Annotated in this window: 26 protein-coding genes; 11 read left to right on the top strand and 15 right to left on the bottom strand. The window is 41.4% G+C overall.

Going from position 1 to position 25,613, the window contains the following annotated elements:
- Positions 1–122 precede the first annotated feature (122 nt).
- Positions 123–1,022 carry a phosphogluconate dehydrogenase (NAD(+)-dependent, decarboxylating) gene (gene gnd / locus QFZ72_RS04745; RefSeq protein ID WP_307430090.1) on the bottom strand — a complete coding sequence of 300 codons (900 nt, stop codon included), beginning with the start codon at positions 1,020–1,022 and terminating at the stop codon, positions 123–125.
- Between the two features lie 297 nt (positions 1,023–1,319).
- Between gnd and QFZ72_RS04740 the strand changes: the two genes are divergently transcribed.
- A complete protein-coding gene (locus QFZ72_RS04740; RefSeq protein WP_307430087.1) occupies positions 1,320–2,165 on the top strand; it encodes a MurR/RpiR family transcriptional regulator in 846 nt (281 codons plus the stop codon).
- A gap of 302 nt (positions 2,166–2,467) precedes the next feature.
- Positions 2,468–3,817 carry a GntP family permease gene (locus QFZ72_RS04735; RefSeq protein ID WP_307430083.1) on the top strand — a complete coding sequence of 450 codons (1,350 nt, stop codon included), beginning with the start codon at positions 2,468–2,470 and terminating at the stop codon, positions 3,815–3,817.
- 36 nt (positions 3,818–3,853) lie between these two features.
- Here QFZ72_RS04735 and QFZ72_RS04730 read toward each other — a convergent pair whose 3' ends face one another.
- A complete protein-coding gene (locus tag QFZ72_RS04730; protein WP_307430080.1) occupies positions 3,854–4,156 on the bottom strand; it encodes a hypothetical protein in 303 nt (100 codons plus the stop codon).
- A gap of 145 nt (positions 4,157–4,301) precedes the next feature.
- Between QFZ72_RS04730 and QFZ72_RS04725 the strand changes: the two genes are divergently transcribed.
- The 3 genes from QFZ72_RS04725 to QFZ72_RS04715 all read left to right on the top strand — a co-directional run bounded on the left by QFZ72_RS04725 (position 4,302) and on the right by QFZ72_RS04715 (position 7,129).
- Entirely contained in the window at positions 4,302–4,736 is a 435-nt protein-coding gene (locus tag QFZ72_RS04725; RefSeq protein WP_307430076.1) for a MarR family winged helix-turn-helix transcriptional regulator, read from the top strand.
- Between the two features lie 4 nt (positions 4,737–4,740).
- Positions 4,741–5,961, top strand: coding sequence for an MFS transporter (locus QFZ72_RS04720; protein ID WP_307430074.1), 1,221 nt, complete (start codon positions 4,741–4,743; stop codon positions 5,959–5,961).
- Positions 5,962–6,115: 154 nt separating this feature from the next.
- A complete protein-coding gene (locus tag QFZ72_RS04715; RefSeq protein WP_307430071.1) occupies positions 6,116–7,129 on the top strand; it encodes a YeiH family protein in 1,014 nt (337 codons plus the stop codon).
- A gap of 38 nt (positions 7,130–7,167) precedes the next feature.
- Here QFZ72_RS04715 and QFZ72_RS04710 read toward each other — a convergent pair whose 3' ends face one another.
- Positions 7,168–7,647, bottom strand: coding sequence for a TlpA family protein disulfide reductase (locus QFZ72_RS04710; RefSeq protein WP_307430068.1), 480 nt, complete (start codon positions 7,645–7,647; stop codon positions 7,168–7,170).
- A gap of 110 nt (positions 7,648–7,757) precedes the next feature.
- On the opposite strand from QFZ72_RS04710, the gene QFZ72_RS04705 reads away from it, so the two are divergent.
- From QFZ72_RS04705 to QFZ72_RS04690, 4 genes are all read left to right on the top strand, one after another.
- Complete coding sequence (locus tag QFZ72_RS04705; RefSeq protein ID WP_307430065.1) at positions 7,758–8,081, top strand: hypothetical protein; 324 nt, start codon at positions 7,758–7,760, stop codon at positions 8,079–8,081.
- Between the two features lie 156 nt (positions 8,082–8,237).
- Positions 8,238–8,360, top strand: coding sequence for a hypothetical protein (locus QFZ72_RS04700; protein ID WP_307430063.1), 123 nt, complete (start codon positions 8,238–8,240; stop codon positions 8,358–8,360).
- Positions 8,361–8,466: 106 nt separating this feature from the next.
- The gene (locus tag QFZ72_RS04695) at positions 8,467–9,750 is read left to right on the top strand and encodes an IS110 family RNA-guided transposase (RefSeq protein WP_307430061.1); all 1,284 of its coding nucleotides are present in this window, start codon (positions 8,467–8,469) and stop codon (positions 9,748–9,750) included.
- Between the two features lie 508 nt (positions 9,751–10,258).
- Positions 10,259–10,699, top strand: coding sequence for an SRPBCC family protein (locus tag QFZ72_RS04690; RefSeq protein ID WP_307430058.1), 441 nt, complete (start codon positions 10,259–10,261; stop codon positions 10,697–10,699).
- Between the two features lie 22 nt (positions 10,700–10,721).
- Here QFZ72_RS04690 and QFZ72_RS04685 read toward each other — a convergent pair whose 3' ends face one another.
- The 10 genes from QFZ72_RS04685 to QFZ72_RS04640 all read right to left on the bottom strand — a co-directional run bounded on the left by QFZ72_RS04685 (position 10,722) and on the right by QFZ72_RS04640 (position 21,632).
- Complete coding sequence (locus QFZ72_RS04685; RefSeq protein ID WP_307430054.1) at positions 10,722–11,549, bottom strand: carbohydrate ABC transporter permease; 828 nt, start codon at positions 11,547–11,549, stop codon at positions 10,722–10,724.
- 15 nt (positions 11,550–11,564) lie between these two features.
- A complete protein-coding gene (locus tag QFZ72_RS04680) occupies positions 11,565–12,464 on the bottom strand; it encodes a carbohydrate ABC transporter permease (RefSeq protein WP_307430051.1) in 900 nt (299 codons plus the stop codon).
- Positions 12,465–12,607: 143 nt separating this feature from the next.
- Complete coding sequence (locus QFZ72_RS04675; RefSeq protein WP_307430048.1) at positions 12,608–13,858, bottom strand: ABC transporter substrate-binding protein; 1,251 nt, start codon at positions 13,856–13,858, stop codon at positions 12,608–12,610.
- Between the two features lie 72 nt (positions 13,859–13,930).
- Positions 13,931–16,045 carry an amylo-alpha-1,6-glucosidase gene (locus tag QFZ72_RS04670; RefSeq protein WP_307430045.1) on the bottom strand — a complete coding sequence of 705 codons (2,115 nt, stop codon included), beginning with the start codon at positions 16,043–16,045 and terminating at the stop codon, positions 13,931–13,933.
- A 101-nt stretch (positions 16,046–16,146) separates the two neighbouring features.
- Positions 16,147–17,166 (bottom strand): LacI family DNA-binding transcriptional regulator, encoded by a 1,020-nt coding sequence (locus QFZ72_RS04665; RefSeq protein WP_307430042.1) that lies wholly within the window; start codon positions 17,164–17,166, stop codon positions 16,147–16,149.
- A gap of 136 nt (positions 17,167–17,302) precedes the next feature.
- On the bottom strand, positions 17,303–17,614 hold the full coding sequence (locus QFZ72_RS04660; protein ID WP_307430039.1) for an iron-sulfur cluster biosynthesis family protein: 312 nt from the start codon (positions 17,612–17,614) through the stop codon (positions 17,303–17,305).
- A 12-nt stretch (positions 17,615–17,626) separates the two neighbouring features.
- Positions 17,627–18,517 carry a YegS/Rv2252/BmrU family lipid kinase gene (locus QFZ72_RS04655; protein WP_307430036.1) on the bottom strand — a complete coding sequence of 297 codons (891 nt, stop codon included), beginning with the start codon at positions 18,515–18,517 and terminating at the stop codon, positions 17,627–17,629.
- Between the two features lie 113 nt (positions 18,518–18,630).
- The gene (locus QFZ72_RS04650; RefSeq protein WP_307430033.1) at positions 18,631–19,362 is read right to left on the bottom strand and encodes an exonuclease domain-containing protein; all 732 of its coding nucleotides are present in this window, start codon (positions 19,360–19,362) and stop codon (positions 18,631–18,633) included.
- On the bottom strand, positions 19,359–20,339 hold the full coding sequence (locus QFZ72_RS04645) for a DUF294 nucleotidyltransferase-like domain-containing protein (RefSeq protein WP_307430031.1): 981 nt from the start codon (positions 20,337–20,339) through the stop codon (positions 19,359–19,361). Before QFZ72_RS04645 ends, QFZ72_RS04650 begins: the two co-directional genes overlap by 4 nt.
- A gap of 27 nt (positions 20,340–20,366) precedes the next feature.
- Positions 20,367–21,632: an ammonium transporter gene (locus tag QFZ72_RS04640; RefSeq protein WP_307430028.1), complete on the bottom strand. Its 1,266-nt coding sequence runs from the start codon at positions 21,630–21,632 to the stop codon at positions 20,367–20,369.
- Between the two features lie 520 nt (positions 21,633–22,152).
- Here QFZ72_RS04640 and QFZ72_RS29390 point away from each other — a divergent pair.
- A complete protein-coding gene (locus tag QFZ72_RS29390; RefSeq protein ID WP_373464421.1) occupies positions 22,153–22,281 on the top strand; it encodes a hypothetical protein in 129 nt (42 codons plus the stop codon).
- Positions 22,282–22,618: 337 nt separating this feature from the next.
- Here the strand turns inward: QFZ72_RS29390 and QFZ72_RS04630 are convergent, their stop codons facing one another.
- Both QFZ72_RS04630 and QFZ72_RS04625 read right to left on the bottom strand, forming a co-directional pair.
- Complete coding sequence (locus QFZ72_RS04630) at positions 22,619–24,766, bottom strand: heavy metal translocating P-type ATPase (protein ID WP_307430026.1); 2,148 nt, start codon at positions 24,764–24,766, stop codon at positions 22,619–22,621.
- Positions 24,756–25,127, bottom strand: coding sequence for an ArsR/SmtB family transcription factor (locus QFZ72_RS04625; RefSeq protein ID WP_307430024.1), 372 nt, complete (start codon positions 25,125–25,127; stop codon positions 24,756–24,758). The genes QFZ72_RS04630 and QFZ72_RS04625 overlap by 11 nt, the downstream gene beginning before the upstream one ends.
- A gap of 147 nt (positions 25,128–25,274) precedes the next feature.
- Here QFZ72_RS04625 and QFZ72_RS04620 point away from each other — a divergent pair, with 147 nt between their 5' ends.
- Positions 25,275–25,589, top strand: coding sequence for an ArsR/SmtB family transcription factor (locus QFZ72_RS04620; protein WP_307430021.1), 315 nt, complete (start codon positions 25,275–25,277; stop codon positions 25,587–25,589).
- The last annotated feature ends 24 nt before the right edge of the window (positions 25,590–25,613 follow it).

Here is a 25,613-nt window from a genome sequence, read left to right as displayed (position 1 = left end):
TAGGGCGCAAATTAAATTAATTTAATAAGCTGGACCTATTCATGATTTAAATTTTCTAAACAACGAAAAAGAAGATGCTTGTTGTTAAGCCTCTTCCCTTCTCATTTTAATGCCTAAACGTGTTAGTCTTTATTTATAACAGCATGTCCGCCAAACTCATTGCGCAGCGCAGCCACTACTTTTCCGGAGAAAGTATCTTCATCAAGCGAGCGGTATCTCATCATTAAGGATAAAGCGATAATTGGCGTAGCAGTCTGAAGGTCTAATGCTTCCTCAACTGTCCATTTTCCTTCGCCGGATGAATGCATAACTCCCTTGATACCATCTAGTCTTGAGTCTTTTGAAAATGCATTTTGAGACAGCTCCATTAACCATGATCGAATAACAGAACCGTTGTTCCACACTCGTGCTACCTGCTCATAGTCAAAGTCAAATTGACTCTTCTCGAGCACTTCAAAGCCTTCTGCAATAGATTGCATCATTCCGTATTCAATGCCGTTATGAACCATTTTCAAATAGTGGCCGCTTCCCATAGCGCCGGCATATAAATAGCCATTTTCAACACAGATATCTTTAAACAGAGGTTCGATTGAAGCAAACACTTCTTTTTCTCCGCCGATCATTGTGCAGGCTCCATTTCTTGCGCCTTCCATTCCTCCACTTGTTCCTACATCAAAGAAATGAATGCCAAGTTCCTTTAATTCGTTTCCGCGGCGAATGGATTCTTTGTAATTTGAGTTTCCGCCGTCGATCACGATATCTCCAGGTGCAAGAAGATCCTTTAATTCAGATAGTACATTTTCTGTAATAACGCCTGCAGGCACCATCATCCAAACCGTTCTTGGAGATGGAAGCTTAGAAACTAGATCTTCAATTGAAGGTGAGCCTGCCGCACCCCTATTAGCAATTTTATTTACAGCATCTGAATCAATATCAAATGCAACAACCTCATGTTTATGATCTATTAAATTAAGTGAAAGATTATATCCCATTTTCCCTAAACCAATTAAACCTACTTGCATGTTTTAAAACTCCTTTATATCTTGTTTTTGTCCTATTCCTATTATACGAAAATTTTTTTCTTCTGCAATCGTTTTCAAGAAATTTTTTTTCATATTCTTTTTATGCTATACTTTTTTTCGAAGGATAAAAAGTATTTAAGATTCCGTATTCATGTCTAGCTGAAGCGCCTGACTCCCCGGCCAGAACGTCAGCCAAAAAAGTCAAACCCGGACTTTTCTGGCTGATCCTTATCTGCCTGCAGGAGCTGACCAAGGCGCTTCCGCTTTTCTTAGTAAATGTAAGCGAGGTCATATTCTATGGGGCAAAACTGTTTAGGAAGTATTCGTTCTCATTATGCAAGGTTAAGTCAAAAAGAAAAAAAGATTGCTAATTATATTTTGGAGAACCCGAAAGAAATTATTCATAGTACGATTAACGAAGTGGCCGATAATCTCGGCGTTGCAGAAGCGACTGTTTTCCGGTTTTGTAAGCGCATAGATTTTAAAGGGTACCAGGCCATGAAAATTGCGCTTGCCTCTGAAATCATGAGTCCGATTCAGCAAATCCTCGAGGAAATTAATGAAAATGACAATGAAAAGGCTGTCGCTGAAAAAGTTTTTCATTCAAATATCAGAACACTCGAAAACACACTTCAGATATTGGATTTTTCCTCCATAAAAAAAGCTTCCGGCATTCTCACAAACGCGAATCACGTTAATTTTTATGGAACGGGAGGATCGGCCATCATAGCTATGGATGCCTATCATAAGTTTATACGTACTGGCATTTCGGCCTATGCGTTCATCGATTCGCACTTTCAGCTGATGTCGGCTTCCCAGCTGACAGACCGTGATGTTGCTGTCGTAATTTCTCACTCAGGAACGAACAAGGACACTATTAAGGTGATGAATACGGCTAAAAAAAATGGGGCAAAAACCATTGGCATTACTGGTTTTCCAAAATCACCGATCGGTCAAAATGCAGATGTCACTCTCTTTACAAGCTCTGAGGAAACGGAATACCGGTCAGAAGCGCTCGCTTCAAGAATTGGCCAGCTCAGTCTGATTGATGCTCTTTATGTAAACATGATGATTTCAAACAAAGATGACGCCAAAAAATCATTGGAAAAAGTTCGTGACGCCATTTCGGAAACACGCGTATAAGAAAAGCGGAAGCGCCTTGATCAGCTCCGAAAGGCAGATAAGGATCCGACGGAAAAGTCCGGGTTTGACTTTTTTGGCGGAGCCGTTTGACCGAGGAGTTAGGCACTGGAGCTAGACATCAATGTGCTAATATATATTAACTCCTATAATTTAACAAGAGAGCCTCGGTTCTCTTTTTTTTCCGGCTTTGGAAAATAAAATATTTTTTCATAAATGTATTGATTTTAAAAAATATTTTTCATATAATCGGAATCACTAGTTGAAAGTGCTTTCAAATTTTTGAACAAGAAAGGATTTTATAAATGCTATTACTCATCGTCTTCGCAGCAATCGTTGCCCTTCTACTGCTCATAACTGTGGCAAAGCTGAATCCTTTTGTCGCATTAATTGTAACCGCTATCGGTGTTGGTCTTGCGACTGGAATGCCGCTTATATCTACTAATCCCGAGGTGCCTGGCATCATTGATTCGATCAAAGCCGGCATGGGAAATACGTTAGGATTTCTTGCAATCGTTCTTGCACTAGGTACAATGCTTGGCAAAATGATGGCAGAATCAGGCGGTGCCGAGCGCATTGCCAATACTCTGATTGCAAAATTCGGAGAAAAAAATGTTCACTGGGCGATGATGTTTGTTGCTTTCATCGTTGGGATACCCGTTTTCTTCCAGGTTGGGTTCGTTCTCTTAATCCCGCTTGTTTTCACAATTGCACGCCGTACTGGAGTTTCTTTAGTCAGCCTTGGGGTTCCGCTTGTAGCTGGTTTATCTGTTGTGCACGGCTTAGTGCCTCCGCATCCAGCCGCAATGGCAGCTGTTGGAATATTCAAAGCTGACGTAGGCATCACGATTCTTTACTCGATTATTGTTGGTCTTCCGACTGCGATTTTAGCAGGTCCTGTTTACGGTAAATGGATTGGTAAACGCATCCACAAAACGGTTCCAAAGGAAATTGGTGATCAGCTGACAGAACAAAAAGATGAAAACGAGCTTCCTGGCTTTTTAAATACTGTTATCACGGTTTTAATCCCTGTTTTCTTAATGCTTTCTGCTTCGATTGCAGAGCTGTTTTTATCAAAAGAAAGCACAGCATTTGAAGTTTTCCGATTCCTTGGAGATCCTGTAGTTGCTCTATTAATTGCAACCGTTTACTCATTCTTCAGTCTTGGCTTCTTCCGCGGCATGAACCGTGATAAAATCTTGAAACTGACAAACGATTGCTTGGCTCCTACTGCTACGATTCTATTAGTTATCGGTGCAGGCGGTGCGTTTAATAAAGTTCTTCTCGATTCAGGCATTGGTGATTACATTGCACAGCTTGCGCAGGAATCGAATGTTTCTCCGATTCTCCTTGCTTGGGGAATTGCTGCGATGATTCGCGTTGCAACTGGTTCTGCCACTGTTTCCATGATGACAGCAGCAGGTATCGTTGCTCCAATTGCAGCAGTAGTTCCGGGTGTAAACCTTGAGCTTCTTGTATTAGCAACAGGCGCTGGCTCACTCATTCTTTCTCACGTTAATGATTCAGGTTTCTGGATGATTAAAGAGTATTTTGGGATGACTGTTAAAGAAACGCTTCAAACGTGGACAGTGCTTGAGACTATCATTTCAGTTGCGGCACTTGTGTTTATCTTATTGCTAAGTATGTTTGTATAAGAAGAAAAATCCTCAAGCGATTGCTTGAGGATTTTTTTATGGTCTGATTTTAATTAGTTGAATCACAGTCTTATCAATGATCTGTTTTCCGCGAAAATAACTGACTGAATAGCCGGCGGCTGCTATTGATAGGGAGACAAGCAAATAAATCATCCAGTACAGATGCGTGCCTGCATGATATATGCTAAGCACAAACGCTCCTGTGAACCATAAGATAATATGCAGGAGATGCTGAAGCTTGTATCGCTTTCGCTCAGTAATTGCCTCAATAAAAAAAACCGTATAGATGACAGCTAGCATGGCATAAATAAAAGAAACAACAACGAGCATAACAATCACGCCTAATCACGCTCCTTTAAACTCCTCTACATTTTCTCACAATTGATGAATTCTATAAAGAAGTTTTCCCAATAGTTACCCAGGTAACTTTTCTAGAATTTTATGTTATAATTACCTAGGTAACTAATTTCCGAGGAGAAATAATATGTCAGAAATTGATCAGAATATTTTCCACTCCATTCAGCAGCTTTCAAGGCAGCTTACAAAACGGCTGAACGAGGTTTTACAGCCCCATGGCCTGTTCAGTGCACAATGGACCGTTTTATTCACCTTAAAAAAATATGGAACACTTACACAGACAGAGCTCTGTGACTACCTCTCAATTGAAGCTCCGCCAATGACCCGGACGATTCAGAGACTTGTGAAGCAAGGGTATGTTCTTCAAATCCCAGGTTCTGATAAACGGACAAAGCATATAAAGCTTACAGATAAAGCAATAAATGATTATGCACTATGGGAAAAATCCGTATTAGAAATGGAGAATGACTTACTTAAAGCAATTCCTGATGACATGCAAGATCCTCTCCGGACATACATCCAGCAGTGGCTTCAGCACATAAGAAATTCAGAACGGGGATGAAAGTATGAAAGAACAAAAACTATGGACAAAAGATTTTCTCTCTATATCTTTAAGCAGCTTTTTTCTGTTTTTAACGTTTTACTATTTGCTTGTTACACTTCCAATCTATTCTCTTCATGATTTGAACGGCAAGCCATCACAAGCAGGACTGATCGTGACAATTTTTCTTATGGCAGCGATTGTCATCCGCCCTTTTGCAGGAAAGTGGATTGAGCTCTACGGAAAAAGGATTGTGCTGATATCCTCTCTTTCTATCTTTGCTTTAGGATCTCTTCTCTACTATTTTACAAATACTATGAACGGGCTGTATCTTCTCCGCTTTTTTCATGGGATTGGATTTGGAATGGCTACAACAGCAGCAGGGGCGATTGTTGCAGATATTATTCCAGAATCCAGGCGCGGGGAAGGAATGGGCTATTATGCGATGTCAATGAACCTTGCAATGGTCATCGGTCCGTTTCTCGGACTTACTGCAATGGAACAATGGGGAACAGCAGCGATGTTCGGCATCTGTATCTTCACTGCCTTTTTCTCTCTGTTCTCCGGTCTTATCATCAAGCTGCCAAAGCCTGTAAAAACAAGCAGCAAAGTGGTGCCTTCAATCGATAACAAAGGCTTGAAAGGACTATTTGAACCAACAGCCATTTCGATTGCTATTGTTGCAGGTTTATTTGCCCTTGTCTATGCTTCCATTCTTTCGTTTGTTTCGGTTTATGCGAAAGAAATTGGCTTAATTGAAGCAGCAAGCTACTTCTTTGTAGTTTATGCTATCGTTATGCTAATTGCACGGCCCTTCACTGGAAGATGGTTTGATCAATACGGGGCAAATGTCATCATTTATCCGGCGATTGTTTGCTTTGCATCTGGCATGGTGCTTCTAAGCATGGCAGATACATCATTAAGCTTTTTACTGTCGGCAGCTCTTATTGGCTTAGGATGGGGAACATTGTTTCCAAGCTTTCAAACGATTGCCATTCAATCTGCGGAACCTAAAAGAAGAGGGCTTGCCACTGCTACCTTCTTATCCATTTTTGATATCGGAATCGGCATTGGCTCCTTCCTTGTAGGTGTCATCACGACAAAAATTGAATTTAGTTCCCTGTATTTCTTCAGTTCATTTTTCATCTTGGGAGGCCTTGCTGTTTATTATGCTCTGCATGGTAAAAAAATAAGTCTGAAAAACAAGAATGAAAGCAGTGAACCGCTGTTGAAAGCGAATGGCTGATCTAAAAACCCCTGATTATAATCAGGGGTTTTTTCTTTTGAAGACCCTCTATTATCAATAATACTAATAAATATTATAATTTATATTTATTTTACTAATAGTTATGAAGTTGATAAAGTTATCTTAAGAACAAATTTCTTAGGAAGTGTACATCATGTTGAACAGTCAAACAAAGCTAAAACATCAGCGGTTGCCTTTTATGCAAGGGATTTTGCTGACATTCATATTTGCAGCTATTGCTTCTTATATAGCAAGTTTCTCCTTATTTTCCGTTATAGGACCCCTTATCATCGCCATGATTCTGGGAATGTTGTGGAGAGCTTCTGCCGGAATAAGTGAGACAGTGCTTAAAGGAGCCTCTTTTTCAAGTAAAAAGCTATTGCGCCTCGGCATCATTTTTCTCGGAATGAGATTAAACCTGACAGTTCTCTATCAAGCTGGAATTAACGTGTTTATCCTTTCCTTCATCGTAATCCTCTTTACCATACCCCTGGTATATGCTCTTTCCCGCTTTCTCAAAGTGGATAAGAAAATCAGTATACTCACCGCATGTGGAACCGCAATTTGCGGGGCTGCAGCAGTTGCGGCAATTGCCCCATTGGTTAAGGCAAATGATGAGGAGACTGCTGTAAGTGCAGGAACCATTGCCATTTTAGGCACGGCCTTTACCCTGCTGTACACCTTTTTATATTCTTTTATAAATCTAACACCCTATGGTTTCGGTGCTTTTTCCGGAGGAACGCTGCATGAGGTCGCACATGTCGTAGCTGCGGCATCGATTGGAGGAACCGAATCAGAAGATTTAGCCATTATCGTAAAATTAACCCGTGTCGCCCTGCTTGTACCCGCTGCTCTGATAGTCGGAATCCTTTTTAGAGAAAAAAAGCCAGAAGGTGCTCCCTCTTCCCTGCCTATTCCTTGGTTTATTCTAGGATTCCTTTTCATGAGCGGGTTAAAAACAGCTGGAATTGCTTCAGAGGAAACGGCCTCTTTCCTTGTCTCTTTTTCCTATCTATTAATTGGAATGGCCATGGCTGGACTTGGATTAAACGTAAACTTAAAGACTTTTAAAAAGCTTGGCTCTAAGCCGTTGATTGCCGGTTTGACAGGGTCTGTGCTGCTGTCTGCTGCCGGGTATGGGTTAGTTCTATTGCTTGGGCTTAATTAAAAAAAGGAGGACCGGTCAATTACGATCGGTCCTTCGTACTAATGAGCTATTAATGCCTTAACCCGCTTCTCAAGCAGCTCTGTCCCTCCATACCCAGTCAGCACACTCGCAATTTCGCCATTCCTATCCACAAAAAAGGTTGTAGGCACCGCCGCTACTCTAAATAATGAAGAAGCTTCCCCAGTCTTATCAAGCAAAACAGGAAATGAAAATCCATAGTCTTTAGCGAACATATACGCTCCTTCTTCTGAATCCTGATTGGTCATATTGACCGCATAAATCTTCACATGACCTTTATATTTCTCAGCAAGCTTCACTAAATCAGGTGCTTCCATTTTGCAGGGACCGCACCAGGATGCCCAGAAATTCAGAACAATGGGCTGATCGTAGGGGGGTTTTATTTCATGTTCTTTCTGATTGATATCCGAAAGCTTAAGTTCAGGTGCTTTTGCTGCAGCAGATTGTTCCAGCGGGATACAAAGACTAAGCAGTACAGCAAGCAGAATTATTCGTGCCATCTATATCACTTTCCTTTTTTTATCCTTATCATTCTCCTTTAAGAATGGACATATTCCTGTGAGACGAGCGTACATATGAATTAAGATGTTTTTGAAAGGAGCGGCTGGTGTTGCTGTCTAAAACAAGTTCACAAATTTTCACCCTCTTTTTTCTTGTCCTCCTGATTGGAACGATGGCCTATTTAGATTCATTTCAGGCAAGAAATATTGAAACAGGATCCTTTCCTATGGCTGCTGAAGAAGAAGCAGAGACTGCGGCAAAGGAGCAGCCGCTTTTTACAGTGTACGAGGATAAGAAAATCGCATCAGAAGAGAAAGATGGATATTGGGTAGAAACGTATCAGGAGTTTGAAATCCTTAAAGATGCAGATGGAAAAACGGTTGAAGTGAAACCGACAGAGAACTACAGTTACTTAAAATATAGAGTAGATTAAATGACAAAAAAGCTGATCTGTATGAAGATCAGCTTTTTCATTTTGAAAGCAGGATATATCCTTTATTATACAGCTTTCCGCTCTGCTGAAATTTAGACGGGAATGAAAGAAAAATTTCAGAAGCTGAATCAGTTTTTTCATAGTGAAGATTTCAACTTGGAAGAGTATAAACAAATGAACGCTGATCTGCTTAGTCAAAAAGCAGAAGGTAGCGAGCATCTGGTGTTTACTGAGGCTGAGCGCAAGGAGCTGTTTATGCATCTGGCAGCATTCCTGTAATGAAGAAAAATGGGGTTTGAACAAAAAATAAACCTCTTGGTAAGATATGAGTGTCCAGTGCTTGCCGGCAAAAAGGACGAACTCAAATAACCAGGAGGCTGTTCAAATGAATTATAACCAAAATAAAAAGATTGCTCAAATAACTTCTCAAACACTAATTGTAGGTGTAGATATTGCGAAGTACAAGCATGTAGCTCGTGCTCAAGACTTTAGAGGCCTAGAGTTTGGTGCACCTTGTCATTTTGAAAATACCAAATCACATTTTAATCTTTTTTTAGGCTGGATAAAACATTTGATGGAACAACACGGCATGGATAAGGTGATTATTGGAATGGAGCCGACAGGTCATTATTGGCTCAACCTCGCTCATTTTCTTAAAGAAGAGGAGATAAAGTTTGTCGTGGTAAATCCTATGCATGTGAAGAAATCTAAAGAATTAGATGATAATTCTCCAACCAAAAATGATGTGAAGGACGCTAAAGTCATTGCACAGCTAGTCAAAGATGGGAGATATGCCGAACCTAATATTCCACAAGGAGTTTATGCAGAACTTCGTGTGGCAAGGAAAATACGCGATCTCTTATTTGTTGACTTACAAGCTGTGCAGGGGCAAATTCATAACTGGTTAGATCGATATTTCCCTGAATTCCTTACAGTGTTTAAGGATTGGGAAGGAAAAGCAGCACTACAATTATTAAAGTTAAACGTATTACCACATGAGTTAGAGATAGTCTCGGAACAAGAGATCCTCATTCACCTCAGAAAAGCTGTAAAACGTGCGGTTGGACTCAGTAAAATTCAAGAACTTAAACGAGTAGCCAAAGACTCTATCGGTATTCGTGAAGGTTCAAGGATGGCTAAATTAGAGCTTCGCACTTTACTAGACAAGTATGAGTTAATAAATGAAAAGTTCGAAGAACTAGAATCTGATATTGATGGACTCCTTGAACGGATACCAGGTGTTCAACAAATGTTGGCCATCACAGGAATCGGCAAGGACACTGTAGCTGGCTTCTTTTCTGAAGTAGGGAATTTAAGTTACTATTCTCACCCTCGACAAATCATCAAGTTAGCTGGGTTGAGTTTAAAGGAGAACACCTCTGGAAAGCACAAAGGGCATACGAAGATTACAAAGAGAGGCAGGAAGACACTAAGGGCTCTCCTCTTCCGAGTAGCGATGCCTTTGGTAGCTAAGAACACTGCTTTTAAAGCTTTACATGAGTATTTTACAACACGTAAAAATAATCCTCTAAAGAAAATGCAATCGCTGATAGCGATATGTAATAAGCTGATACGAATTCTTTTTACGATTGGTACAAAACAATGTGAATTTAGTGAAGATAGAATGTTGAAGGATATTCCTCATATGGCTCCTTTACTGGCAGCTTAGGGTTCATTAGTTAATATTCAAAAGGTTTTATTTAGGATTATTATTTAGACATTTGAAGCACGGATTAGTCAGTAAAACAATTAAAGTAAGGACTTTGATCCTGTCGGGCAGCATCACTGACATCCACCTCATGGAAAGGTTGGACGAAGGAATTTTGGAGCGTAGACTCTGTGAGACATGGGAGGGTTGACCTCCATGAGACATGTGGACATCCACCAGTGCAACCATACTTTAACTAGATAACCACTTTTTGGATAGGAGTGGTTAGGCAGTTAAGGACTTTTTTTCTCTAACGCACCAAAAATATCCTTATTTTCAACTTACATCCATAACTTTGATGTCTAATTAAAATAAATCTAGATGAAATCTTAAGAAAAAGCTAGAAATCCAGAGTTATTCCTTTCTTTATAGAGGGAGGATTAATTGAAGAAATAAAAACCATTGAAACATCAGCACTTATGAAATTGAAGGAAGCTCTTCAATCAAAGAAATGGGAGGATTATCTATCTTGAAGCATACACTCGTTATTCACGCACCGATAGGATTTGTTTTTGAACAGCTTTCCTCACCGGCCGCTCGCGAGACATGGACAAAAGAAATAGAAAAGATCCAATACGAACAGCCCTCAGCAGAGAAGAGTGAGGGAGCATCATTTATTCAAGTGCAAAGAGAAGGTGTGATGCGAACTTCTTTTCAAGGAAAAAATGGTGCGGTTGCCGAACCGGAAACTTATACGTATTCCCTTGAAAGCAAAGCGTTTAAAATGGTGATTTCCTATCACCTTGAAGATGTACAGGGCGACACTCAGGTCACTCAAACCTATGAGACCATCTATTTATCGAAGCTTGCAAAAATCTTGGGCAAGCTATCAAGCAAGCTGACTGAGAAACTGGCACTTTCCCTGCTGCAGCAGTTAAAAAGACATTGTGAAACAAAAAAAAGAAGCTGATGCCTCCGCACCAGCTTCCTTATTATTTCCCTCCAGTAAAGGAAATCCCCTTTATAAAATAACGATTGAAGAACGCATAAATCAGCAGGACAGGCAATGTAAACACCATTGAAGCTGCCATAATGTAGTTCCAATAGCTGACAAACTGTCCTTTGAACGTATTCAGACCGAGCGGCAGTGTGAACATTTCAATATCCGTCATGACAATCAGCGGTCTCATAAAATCGTTCCAGAAGCCCATGAATACGAAGATTGCCTGTGCAGCAAGAGCCGGTCGTGCAAGCGGAAGAACAATTTTAAAGAACGTGCCCAGCCTGCTGAGGCCATCCATTTCAGCTGCTTCTTCCAATTCTTTTGGAAAGTTGATAAAGAACTGGCGCATCATGAAAATGAACGTCGCATTAATCATGGCCGGAACGATCATTCCCTGATACGAATTCAGCCACCCGAACTCTTTTAAAATCAAGTAGTTTGGAATCATCGTGACTTGAGCGGGAATCATCAGCACGGCAAGAATCGTAATGAACAGCGCCTTTTTGCCGGGAAAGCTGAGTCTTGCAAGAGCGTACCCTGCCATAGAATTGAACAAAAGATTTAATACCGTACCTATAACAGCGATTAAAACACTGTTAAACATCCATCTTGGGAAAAGCTCCTGCTCTATAAAAATTTGCTTATAGTTATCAAACGTAAAGTTTTTCGGAATAAAGCTTAGGGTGCCGCTGACAATTTCCTGCAGCGTTTTGAACGAAGAGGAAAGAGCCCATAAAAACGGCACAAGTGTTGTAACAGCATAGAGTATTAGAATCGCGTATACAATCGCTTTTCCAATTCCAAATTTCTTTTTCATCTTTCCATCCTCCTTTTAGTAAAGTGACTCTTCTTTTGAAAATTTCCGCTGCAGCAATGTCGCCACAAGAATAACAATGGCAAGCAGAAGAACAAGAGCCGCTGCGTATCCCATCGTTCCGAGATTTTTAAACGCATACTGATAGACTAAAAGAACAACAGTTAAGGTTGAATTATCCGGTCCTCCTGATCCCGCTGAGAAAATGTAGGATTGATCAAACAGCTGGAACGTTCCGATTAAGCCCATAATCGCTACAAATGATGTTACCGGGCGCAATTGCGGTACCGTAATTTTCAAGAATTTCTGAATGGTATTTGCCCCGTCAAGCTCAGCAGCTTCGTAAAGAGAGTCCGGAATATCCTGCAGAGCAGCTAAATAGATAACCATGAAGAACGGTGCTGTCGACCAAATGTTCATAATCATAATCGCATTGAGCGCGATATTCGGGTCTCCAAGGAAGTTGTAAGTCGGCAAGCCAAGTGTGTCTAATACGTTGTTGATTAATCCATTTTTGTTGTACATCCACATAAAAATCAGGGTTAATACAGCAGACGATGTCAGGGTAGGCAGAAAGTAAACAATTCTAAAGAATGTTTGACCCTTTAAGCCTGCATTTAATGTTGCGGCAAGAATTAACGCGAGAATCGTCTGACACGGAACTACAATCACCACATATTTAAATGTGTTCCACAAAGCGATCTGCGCCCGGGTGTCATCTAGTATTCTCGTAAAGTTATCAAAAGCTACGAAATCGTAGCTTGCCGTTCCCAGCAGCTGTACTTTATGAAACGAAAGAAAGACAATATAAAAAATGGGACCGATGATAAATAATAGTAAGACAAACAATGCAGGCGACATGAAAAAGTAGCCTTGTCCAGCCTCTCTTAATGTTCGTTTGGAAAATAGATTTTTCATTTTGCTATCCAAGCCCCCCACTTTAAGTAAATCCTGCACGAACTCTTTCTGACGAAGTGATAAAGACTTCGTCAGAAAGAACCAGTGCAGATTTTAAAGAAGAAAAGGGAAACATGCATTTCCCTTTTCTCAGCCTCTTTTTCTTATTTCGAGTCAATCTCGCTGTTTGCCTGTTTTTCCGCTTCTTTTAATGCTTCTTCAAGCGGACGGTCTCCAAGGAAAGCACTCATAAATTGGTTGTTGAAATTATTCACGATAATAGGAAGGTTAGACCCTTCTGACCATACAGTTGCATAGGAAGCGCCTGCTACAAGCGGTCCGCGCAGCTCATCTTTGTCATAGCCAAGCTTTTCTGCAACTGATTTACGCGTCGGCAGAGCATAGCCTTTGCTGGTCCATGTCTCCATGCCTTCTTTTCCAGTCAAGTATGAAAGCAATTCCCATGAAGCTTCTTTCTTTTCAGAAGCAGCATTCATTACATAAGCAACACTGTATGCCATTGTAGATTTCTCACCGCCTATCTCCGGCAGCTCGGCAATTCCGTACTCAACATCAGGGAATGTATCAGCTAAGAATGGAATGGCCCAGTTGCCTTCAATCACCATAGCAGCTTTTTGCTGGCCGAAAATTTCTCCGCCCCAAGTTGCGCCTACTTCTTTAGCTTCAACGGCAGATTTATCGACGTTGTGCATATCAATAACCGGTTTTAATGCTTGTACTACTTCATCAGATGCAAAATTCGCTTTATCCTCTTTTACCACATCGCCTCCAAGTGATTCTGCAACCCAGTATTGGCGTGCAAGCTCAGGCGCAACGCCAAATCCGTATTGCCCGTCTTTCGTTAGTTTCTTTGAAGCCTCTCGGAACTCTTCCCACGTCTTAGGAACCTCTACGCCAGCATCAGCTAGCATTTTTTTATTGTAAAAGAGTGCTAAAGTTGAATAGTCTTTTGGAAAACCGTAAGTTTTGTCCTCAGAAACAAACGCTTCCAATAATGGCTTCTCGAAGTCTTCAACATCAAAATCTTCTGTTACATACTCATCTAAAGGCTCAATAACGCCAGTTTCAATCAGACCAGGAGCTTCAAATGCATCCAGATAAAAAACATCTGGTCCTTCTCCGCCGATCAAACGCGTTTTAATAACATCCATATATTGCTCTGTAATAACCTCGAGCTTGACATCAATTTTCGGATGCTTCGCTTCAAAGTCTTCAATCGTCTGCTTTAGCAGCTTTTCTTCAGTCGGATTTCCGCCCCATCCAGCCAGTGTCACTTCCACTTTCTCTCCGTCTGCGCCCTCTTTTGAAGTCTCGTCTGAACTGCATCCTGCTAAAGCCCCAGCAAATAACATAGAAGCAACTCCGAACCTCGTTAACCATTTTCTTGATTTCATTGCCATTTCCCCTTCCATTGCTTTTTTATGATCTAAAGGAAGCTGCCTTCCAAAAGATTGAAGTAAACCAGCTTATTTTTGAACAAGTGTACCGGATGATTTCAAAGCATATCCTGTAGTATTTTTTAGAACTTCCACAGTAAATGACACTCCGCTTCGTATGACTGCGATAGATAATTGTCCTTCTCCAATAGAGATATTTTGAACTTCCAGTGCATTCATGCCATCAAGTAAAACCGGTGAGAGTCTGATTTCCTTCTTTAAGCTGTCTGGAAATAACCCCAGCATCGACTGGATAAAGACGAGCGGTGTTCCGGCTGCCCATGCTTGAGGTGAACAGGCGACAGGATATTTCACAGCTTTGCCGGCCAAGCTGTCGTATCCGCAGAAAAGTTCAGGCAGACGGTCATATTCAAAATGGGATGCAGCGTTAATGAGCCCGTTCATCACCTTGCCTGCTTCTTGCTGATAGCCCGTTTTGCTCATTCCAAGAAGAGAGATGCTGTTATCATGCGGCCAGATGCTGCCATCATGGTAGCTCATCGGGTTGTAGCCTGCTTCGCCTTCAGCCATTGTCCGGATTCCGTATCCAGAGAACATCTTAGGTGAGACAAGCATCTCAGTCACAGCTTTCGCTCTGTCTTCATTCAGCATTCCTGAAAATAAAATATGTCCTGGATTTGAGGTAATCGTTCCGACCTGTTCTTTCTTTTCATCAAGTGCAATGGCATAGAACTGAACATCTTCCATCCAGAATTCTTCATCAAATCTTTGCTTCAGCGAATTTGCCTGTCTGCGAAGCTGTGCCGCACGTTCTGTTTGATTCATCGTTTCATAGATATCAGCGATTCCCATTTTGGCCTGATAGACATATCCTTGCACCTCTGCAAGTGCTATAGGCGTTTTTGCGTATTCGCCATTTCTGTGAACAACAGAATCGCCTGAATCCTTCCAGCCTTGATTTGCAATCCCTTTACTTGATTCCTGATGATATTCCACAAAAAGATCTTTGTCGCGGTCTCCATATTCATCAATCCACATTAAAGCGTTCTTAATTGTTTTCTCAAGACTTCCCGCGAACTCCGTGTCACCTGTCCACTTCACATATTCAGAGAGCAGGATTAAAAACAGAGGTGTTGCATCAACCGTTCCGTAGTAAGGAGTAAACGGAATTTGACCAGTAGCTGCAAGTTCGCCAAAGCGGATTTCATGCATGATTTTACCCGGCTGTTCATCTCTCCATGGATCCACAGTCTGTCCTTGATAATGCGCCATAGTGAGAAGTGTTCCTTTTGCGATTTCCGTTTGAAATGGCAGGATCTGCAGGGCTGCAATTAAACTGTCACGGCCAAATGGAACGCCAAACCAAGGGAGCCCGGCAACTGGAAATGGCCCAAATCCTGCATCTGTCAGTAAAACCCTCATATCATTCAATCCGCGGTCAACCAGACGCTGAAGCGGCGTAAAATCTGTTTTAATGCTTGCTGCTTGTTCATTCCACTTCTGATAGGACTCTTCAAGCTTTTGCATAGCTTCATCTTTTTTCGCAGCAGTTTTTACTTTTGCTTCACCAATCTGGGGCTTAATAGCAATCGTCACTGTGTCTGTTTCAGAATGAGTTAATTCAAACTCAAAATCGATTTTTCCCTTTTCATCGACTTTTTTAGCTTCTTTGTCCCAAGTTATCAATGTGCTGCGTTTTACTTTGTCTGCTCCAGCATAGTGAAAGGAAAGTGTATTTCCTTCGGCCGTTTGACCTGTTCGGCTGCCAAGATCTCCATTTTGAAATCCCCGGACAACAAACATATCAAGAAAATCTGCATCAGCATGGATACTGATTTCAAATTTTACAGGCTTCGGAAAGTAGTTTTTCACTTTTATTTCTTCATAAAGGACATCATCATAAATGAATCGTGACCGTTCAATCTCTACGGATTCTCTCCATAAAATCAGCTCTCCGTCTTCTTCCATATGGGGATTTGTTAAGAGAATGCAAGCTTTATAGTTTTGATCTGCGTCGGATGAGAGCAAGATAGGGTTTTCACCATTAATCTTCAAATCCAATTTACTTAAAAAACGCGTGTCTTTTGTATAAAGTCCCAAGCCGTAAGGATGATTTTCAGGTATATTTCCATTAGTATCTGTCAGCAAAAACAAGTCATTTTCTTTTATCACACGGTAATCCATCTTTGTCCTCCTTGATGTTCCGAAACGTTTCGGATTTACTGTAAAAAATATAGATTTTCATCAACACTCCCGAAACGTTTCGGATTTTATAGGTAAACCACTTATGATCTGTGGTTTTCTTTGGTTGATTCTCTAATGATCAAGTCCGTTTTAAGAGTTATGACATTCGATCCGCTTTTCCCTTCAAGCATATCGATCAGAGAATTTGCAGCCTGGTAGCCAAGTTCAAATTTATTCTGGGCAATTGTCGTTAATGCAGGATTTGAGTATGAAGCAAGCAGAATGTTGTCATAACCAATAATGGAAAGCCCGTCTGGAACATGTATGCCTGATGCTTTCGCACTTTTAATGGCGCCAAGCGCCATTAAATCACTTGCACAAAAAACTGCCGTTATTTCAGGGTGTTCTTTAAGAAGCTTTTCAGTGACCAATTCCGCTTTTTCCTCGGAAAAATCACCGCTGATGATCCAGTCTTCATTAACTTCAAACTTCGCTTCCATTAGTGCATCTAAATAGCCTTTAAGCCTTTGTTTACTCACATATGCCTGATCATGACCATTAATCAAAGCTATTTTTGTATGTCCTAAGCTGATTAAATGTTCAACAGCACGCTTTGCTCCGAGCACATTATCTGTCGTCACATAGCCAACACTGTTTGATGCAATAGGAATATCGATGAGCATACAGGGAATATCACTCTCAACAACCTCTTTTAAATAAGGATCATCGATTTTCATTCCTTGAAGAATGGCTCCGTCTACCCGCCGTTCCCTGCATAGCTGGGAATAGGTTTTCTCCCGCTGTTTTGTTGTCGTTGTACTGAAAAGCACCAGATCGTAATCCCGTTCAGAAATGCATTCATTAACGCCGGACAGCACTTCAAAGGTAAAATTATCCTTTGAACTGACGCGGTCCATCCCTGAAACGAGCATTCCGATTGTTCTTGACTTTTTCATAACCAATCCCCGCGCAAGCGTGTTAGGACTGTAGTTTAATTCTTTTGCGATTCTGAATATCTTTTGTCTTGTTTTTTCATTCACATCCGAATAGCCGTTCAATGCTCTTGAAACAGTCGTAACGGATACTCCTGCGGCCTTCGCAATGTCCTTAATTGTTGTCAAAATACTTTCCTCCAAAACGTTTCGGATACCTTTGATTGAAATCATACTGCATCTTGATAGCGTTTGCAATATTTTTTTTCTGAACAATTTGTTTTTTATAATCACAGAATAAAAAGAAGGAGGCTCCCCCCTTCTTTTAAACGTATCGAATCCCTATTCTGTTATTAAATGTCTGATTCTTATTTTTAAAGACAAAAAAATTGTTCAAATAATCGATAGTCAGCTCGTTGTCGTATGCATCTTCAAAGTCATCATCAACGATAAAATCCAGCTTTTCTGATGTAATCACTTTTTCATACGGTTCAGTTTCTCTTTTATTAATGACCTTTATTTCATACAGCGTATTCACAATATCACAGCTGCCCCGATCAAAAGAAAGCTGGATCATCTTATCATCAGGTATTTCACTTAATTTGCCTTTAGCTAGATCAGTAATCGTTATCTTCATATAACGAACCTCCTATCCTTCCTTCGGTACCAGTATTTCAATGTGTCTTTTTAAATTTTCTACTTTTATCGGAAGCTTATCCCCTTCGTCACCGTCTACGTTCGCAATCATTTCATAAGTGGAGGAAGCTTCAATCATTGGCACCTTTAAGTATTCAACATGCTCGCTGTTTCCCAGTTCACCTGTCATGATCTTAGGAAGCAGCAGCAGAAATTGCGGCAGGGCGATATCTTTAATAATCATGACATGAAGCATGCCATCGTTCACCTCTGCTTCAGGGGCGATCGTTTCGAATCCGCCGACTGAGTTTGTCAGAGCTGCAAGCATAAGCAGCGCCTCGCCCTCCCAGACGACATTATCTGATTGTACCCTGAGTTCAAAAGGCTGCTTCTCCTTCATTTTCTTTACACCTTCAATGATATAGGCAAGCGGTCCAAGCTTTGTTTTCTGCTCCACTGGCGTAGAGAAAGATGCTTCAGCTAAAGCACCTACAGCCACTATATTAATAAAATATCGATCATTGATTTTTCCTACATCCGTTTTTCTTGTGTTCTGCTGCTCCAGAATGGAAATGGCCTCTTCAGGATCGAGCGGAATATTAAGCGCTCTGGCAAAATCGTTCACCGTACCGAGAGGGATTAAACCGAATAAAGGCCGATGGTCCTGTTCAGCAATGCCGTTTATTGCTTCATTTATAGTACCGTCCCCGCCCATTGCTGCAACAAAATCAAGCTTTCTTTCACAGGCTTCCCGGGCAAACTCCATTGCATCTCCCTCGCCTTTTGTTTCATGGAGCTCTGTTTCATAGCCCATTTTATTCATTGTTTTTAAAGCATGTTCTGTATATTCAGTCCCTTTTTCCTTTCCTGAAGATGGGTTTACAATTAACATTGCCTGCTTCAAACCATTTTCCCCCTCGACTTAAAATGCCTATAATTTACCTTACCCCTAAAATAGACAAATTGAACCGCCGATACAAAAAAACATTACTCCTTTTACTGAAGTAATGTTCCTTATTACAGGATGGCAATCCGTTCATAAATATCCCTCAGAGTTCTGCAGCCGAGCCCTTTTACATCTTCTACATATTCACACCATAATTTCGCTGTCAAGATGGCATCGCCTAACGCATGATGACGGTCTATAACAGGAATCTGCTTATGATCGCACCAATCTTCAAGTCTTAAATACTCTGAACTCGGTTCAGCGATGCGGTATAAAAAAGAAGTGTCCACAATCCGGTGCTTAAAAGGTGCACGGAACAGTTTCCTGCTTGCATGCTGCATAAAGTTTTTTTCATGTGATGAGTGATGGGCAACAAGTGTATCTCCTTTTACAAACTTATAAAATTCGATCATGGCTTCTTCAAGGGAAGGAGCATCCTTTAAGTCATCATCACTAATACCCGTTAACTCACGGATTTCATCGGACATCCCATTTTCATGCCTGACAAGCGAGTAGAAACGTTCCTCTTCCTTCAGCGTGCACCCGCTTACCTTCACTGCTCCGATTGCAATGATTTCATTCCCCTGCTCTGGAAAAAATCCGGTTGTTTCAATATCAAAGACAACCACATTCAGATCGTCTAATGGAACCGACAGCGCCTCCTCTGCTTTCATTTCGCGCTGAAGCTGACGCAAAAACGCAATTTGCTGGGAGTTTTGCCCGCTTTGAGCAGTTCCAAAAACGCTCGTTTGAAACTTTCCGTGCACTTCTCTTATAAAATGAACGAACGGATTCGACTTCATTTATGAACACCCTTTTCAATGATTCCCTGTACAAAGTGATGCAGCTTTTTCCCGTTTTTTAGAATGGTTTTCATTTCTTTTCTCTCCGCACGGCTGAGCTTTTGAATGGGAAGGTAATGTACATCATCGTAATCTTGGATTCTCTTTAAATTAGACATCCGAAACTGCAGAAGATTTGCAAAGCTGGTTTTATAGTCTCTCAGCTCATTCCGATAAAACTCGTCTTTGCTGAGCTTATCAATCCGGTCCAAAGTTGATGCGGCTAGTACTCCTTCTTTAATGGCAAGGATTCTTACCGCATTCACATACGGCAAAAACGCAGCCTGCTTTAAATTCAATGATCCCTGATAAGGGCCGCTGTTTTCGGTAAAGATTTGCCCAAGAGGACCAACAGAAGGCTTGAGGTGCATGATATTATCCATAAACCGTTTTAATAGCTTCGGAGACTTTTTCTGGCAATCATCAATGACGTTTTTTAAATGGTTAATAAATGTTTCTTCTCCCTCTAATACTCTTGCATCAACAAAAATCTGCAGATACCGCATTGACTCGAAGCTGACTTCATCCATCCATTTTGACAGCTGTTTTTCAAAAACTCCAAGCGATTTGCACCAGACAGGATTTGAGCTCATGACTTTACCTTCGCAATAAGGATATCCTGCAATATGAAGACCTAAGGAAACTTCTTTTCCAAGTGCCAGAAAGTACTGATCTGCATCTATACCGCTTTTTTCATAAACCATTCCATGATCCTGGTCACTGATGACTCCCTGTTCATATCTCCCTGCACTCCCCATGACAAACCATGTAAAGGGTGAAGGAGGAGTTCCTTTTTCCTCCTTCACCCTTTGCAGAGATATGTTAAAAACCGCCCGCATGACTTGATCATGAAATTGATTTAATGAGTGCGTATCAGATGTATATTTATATATCTCTTCATCTTTCCATGCACGAATCGATTCGTAGCTTTCTCCCATTTACAGCACTTCCCTTTCGCTCCGGAATTAAGAGCTGATCTTATCCTCTTTTGATAAGAATACTTCAGGATAGCCGTAACTTCCATGCTCACTTATATCAAGCCCCATAATTTCTTCTTCTTCCGTTACACGAAGACCGCCCATCAGCTTTTTAGCAGCAAAGAGAATGATAAACGAAACGATAAAAGCATAAGCTCCGGATACGCCGACACCCATAACCTGAACACCTAATTGTTCAAAGCCTCCGCCATAGAATAATCCCGGCTTTCCAACTGTCGCTAGCTCAGGTGTTGCGAAAAATCCTGTTGAAATCGTCCCCCAAACCCCTGCTGCGCCATGAACGGATAAGGCGTAGATTGGATCGTCTATTTTTCTCTTTTCGAAAAATCTCACACTATAGAAAACCAGGATGCCAGCGATAAAACCGATGAGAACAGCTGCCCATGTATCAACAAACGCACATGATGCTGTGATTGCTACAAGACCCGCGAGTGCTCCGTTCAGCATCGTCGGTACATCTGATTTCCCAAGCACTGCCCATGAAACGATGAGAGCTGCGACAGCACCGGCTGCTGCTGCAAGATTAGTATTCAGCGCAACATATCCGAAAAATCCATCCTCTACTCCAAGCGTGCTTGCCGCATTAAATCCAAACCAGCCAATCCAAAGCACCAAAACGCCTAAAGCCGTAAACACCTGATTATGCCCAAAAATGTTATTGGCAGAACCATCCTGATTGAATTTCCCAATCCGGGGCTTCAGTAAAATTGTCGCTGCAAATGCAGCCATTGCACCCGTTAAATGCACAACTGTAGAGCCTGCAAAATCCTGTTTGCCATGCTCAGCAAGCCAGCCTCCGCCCCAGATCCAGTGTGCAACTACAGGATAGACAAGAGCTGAGAACAGCACCGTAAAGACAAGATAGATTGATAGCTTCGCCCGCTCTGCAAACCCTCCAAGGGCAATCGTAATCGCAATACCAGCAAAAGCAAGCTGAAATAAAAAGAATACAGTTGAAGAAAGATTCATCCCTTCAAGCTCATAGCCTGAATAGAAAAAGTGGGATAAACCGACAAGGAAATTGGCATGGTCGCCGAAAATAAACCCAAACCCCACTGCCCAAAACACAAGTGATGCAAGACCAAATGTAAAGATCGTCTTCCCGGCAATATGACCGGCATTTTTCATGCGTGTAGATCCCGCCTCAAGCAAAATGAACCCGCCCTGCATGAGAATAACTAAGATCGCCCCTAAAATCACCCATAAACTATTTAATAAATAGATAGAATCCAATTTAACGTCCTCCTATTGTTCTTTTCATAACATAGTATGTTATAAAATATAACACGAGTTAATTATTTTCTATTTTATCGTATATCTTTCTTTAGTCAACCAATTTTCTAAAAATTATTATAATTTTATGTCAAAAAACCTTACATGTTTTTTAAATGATAAAGAATATGAAAAATCATAGATAGGTTGTTTTTATAATAGACATTTCTTCAATAAGGTAAAATAATATTGTGAATTATTTCACAATTGGTGAAAGGGTGTTCCACAATGGCATAAGAAAAGATAAACCGTGTAGTCTTGGCTGGAACCGGTTTTGTCGGATCCAGCTGCGCATTTGCTCTCATGAATCAAGGAATGGCTGATAGATGAAATCTTTAAAAAAGTCAGGGATGCAGCCTATCAAATTCAATCGAAAGGGCGCAACCTATTAGGAATTGCAATGGGACTTGTCCAATCCATCATAATGAAAACTGTGTTCTGACCGTTTCTGCCCATCTTGACGGCCATTACGGAGAAAACGATGTCTATATCGGTGCTCCGGTTGTTAATTCGCGACATTATTGAGCTTGATCTGAACGCTGAGGAACAGGACAAATTTAAAAACAGTGCTGCGATTTTGAAGGAAATACCGGCTCAAAATTTTGGATAGAAAAGCAGAATCGGATGGGTAACTCCAATCGCCTCTCTTAACGGCTAGAAAAAATACAAACGGCTATTTATGCTCCGGCTTCAGAAGCTGGAGTTTTTCTTTTTAGCTGAAAAGAAGATTTTTATAGCCGTTTTTAGTTTTTTGTAGCCGGTTTACCAATTATTATAGCTGAATTCAAATTTTATTTAGCCGAACGATTTATTGATTTAGTCTAATCAAGCTGTTATTAGCGCATTTTATTCTAAATTAGCTTCCATTCTTTTTTCAAGCCGAAGTCATCCTTTTGTAGCCAGCTACATACAAAAAAGAAGCATGAACCCCTAAGGAGTTCACGCTTTCAATGTAACTGGCTATCTTTCTTTTCTTTTACTCTTAAAAGCCGTAATCCATTTAATGTAACTAGCAATGTAGCTCCCATATCTGCAAAGATCGCGATCCACAGCGTCAGCCATCCTGGAACGACCAGAAGTAAAGCAAGCAATTTGAGTCCTAAGGCGAAGGCAATGTTCTGCTTAATGATGACAAGCGTTTTGCGGCTGAGTTCAATCGCAAATGGCAGCTTTTTCAGATCATCCCCCATTAAGGCAACATCTGCTGTTTCAAGAGCGGTATCCGTCCCGGCTCCTCCCATCGCGATTCCAACTGAAGCTGCAGCCAGGGCAGGAGCATCATTTACGCCATCCCCAACCATTGCAGCTGCCCCGTATTCCCTTTGCATCTTTTTCACTGCATCCAGTTTATGCTGAGGAAGCAGCTCAGCATAAATCTCAGACACTTCTAACTGGTTACCGATCGCTGCAGCGGTATTTGCATGATCACCCGTCAGCATGATGGTCTTTTGAATACCGAGCTCTTTTAACTGCTTCACAACTCGGACACTGCTTTCACGGACCTCGTCTGCCACTGCTAAAACAGCAAGCAGCATTTCATTCGTTCCAGCGAGCATGACTGTTTTTCCCTGTTTCTGTAAAGAATCAACCTTGTTTCTTAAATCACCTTCAAATGTACGCCCCATTTCTTCAAACAGCGAGACATTTCCAACGTAGTACCACTCATGATCAATCTTTCCTTTGATTCCTTTTCCAGTTAAGGACGTGAAATCTTCTACAATCAGTGATTTATAATCGAGCTCCTGCTGCTCTGCTTTTTTTATAAAAGCAGAAGCAAGCGGATGCTGCGATCGATATTCAAGCGCACTTACCAATTTAAATAGGTCGTTTTCTGAAATGCCGGATTGTAATACTTCAAAATCGGTAACCACGGGAGCTCCTTTTGTTAAAGTGCCTGTTTTATCAAAGGCAACTGCCTTGATTCTGCTTAATTCTTCAAGGTAAATACCGCCTTTGATCAATACACCATTTCTCGCAGCGTTCCCAATTGCCGTAACAATGGAAACAGGTGTTGAAATAACAAGTGCACATGGACAGCCGACCACTAATACGGCAAGGCCCTGATAGATCCATGTGTCCCATGCTGCGCTGAAAAATAACGGAGGAAGAACGGCAACTAAAAATGCAATCGCCATAATGGCAGGAGTATAATATTTTGCAAACTTATCAACAAATGCTTGGGAAGGTGCACGCTCTGCCTGCGCCTCTTCCACCAGATGAATGATTTTGGAAATGGCCGCATCTTCAGCAAGCTTCGTGACTTCCACTTCAAGAAAACCTTCCTCATTCAGCGTTCCGGCAAAGACATCTGCCCCCGGGCTTTTTTCTGCAGGCATCGATTCACCTGTAATCGGAGCCTGGTTAACAGAAGAAAAACCTTTTACGACTCTTCCGTCCATTGCAATCTTCTGTCCAGGCTTCACAATCATCAAGTCGCCGACTTCAATCTCATCAACAGAAATCATCGACTCCGTTCCGTTCCGTCTGATAAGTGCTGTCTTCGGAGCAATTTCCATTAAGGAACGTATCGAGCGCCTCGCTCTGTCCATTGAATAAGACTCAAGCACCTCACTGATGGCAAACAGGATGACAACGACTGCCCCCTCGCTCCACTCCCCGATTATTGCAGCACCAATAACAGCAATTGTCATCAAGGTTCTCATGTCGAATTCGAGACGAAGCAAATTTTTAAAGCCTGTCAGAAATAAAGAGTACCCTCCAATGACGATCGCAGCCAGAAAAGCCAGAATAGAAGAGAGGCTGTTTTCTCCGTAAGCAAAAAGAGAATAGTAGCCGAAAGCAATGAATGCTGCCGATACGAGCAGCGATGCATGTTTCTTCAAAAAAGGTTCATCAGGCGTCTGCACAGCCCCTTTCTCGGGGAGGATTTTCAGATGCTCAAACGCACCGGCCTTTTCGATTTCCTTGATGCTTGCTTTTCCGATTACTGTCAGCTTAGCGGCACCGAAATTTACTTTTGCATCTGTAACTCCGTCCAGCTCCTTTACATTCCGCTCAAACTTTCCAGCACACCCTGCGCATGTAAATCCCTGAACACGGTACACATTTTTCTCCGCTGTTTGTTCAGCTTCCATTGACGCTCATCTCCTCTTGATGAACAAAAGCAGTCTGTATCAGCTGCTTTACATGATCATCATCCAGTGAATAATAAACCAGCTTTCCTTCTTTTCGGTACTTGGCAAGCCCGGTGTTCTTTAAAAGTCTCAGATGGTGGGAGGCTGTTGCTGATGTCGTGCCAACAATGGCCGCAACATCACATACACACAGCTCCTCCTCTTCCATAAGAGCATAGGCAATCTTCAGTCTGGTTTCATCAGCCAGCGCTTTATAGATTTTCACAACCTTGCTTGCCTCCTGCTGCTCGAGCTTTTTCTTTGTACGCTCTACTTTCACAGAGTGAACACAAACCGTTTCACATTTATCCTGAATTTTCACTTCTATCACATCCTGATCATTCAAATCTTCGTTTGAATAAAGTATATGCATGAACATATGAACAGTCAAACAATTATTTGAATGTTTGTATAAATAGACATTCTTTCCTATAATAAAGACACAATAGCCCGGTGAAGGAGAATACCTATGTCTAATGAAAACCGCGAACCCTATCAGGATTTGGATGAAGAAACGCTTTTTATTGCCTCGCAGACGTTCAAAGCTCTGTCTGATCCGACCAGACTTCGCATTTTAAACCTCCTCACCCAAGGAGAACGGTCCGTAAACGAAATTGCTGAAACCTTATCCCTCTTGCAGTCAACGGTTTCCCATCAGCTGAGATTTTTAAAGAACCTCCGCCTCGTCAAATTCCGGCGCGAAGGAACCACCTTATATTATTCGCATGATGACGAACATGTTATCGGGCTTCTCAAACAGATGATTGAGCATGCCCAGCATTAAAAACCTGAAACAGGGAGCAGCGGA

It is taken from the genome of Bacillus sp. V2I10, assembly GCF_030817055.1.
Classification (GTDB): domain Bacteria; phylum Bacillota; class Bacilli; order Bacillales; family Bacillaceae; genus Bacillus_P.
The sequence above is the reverse complement of the archived record's forward strand: the minus strand, read 5'-3'. Positions and strand labels throughout refer to the sequence as shown.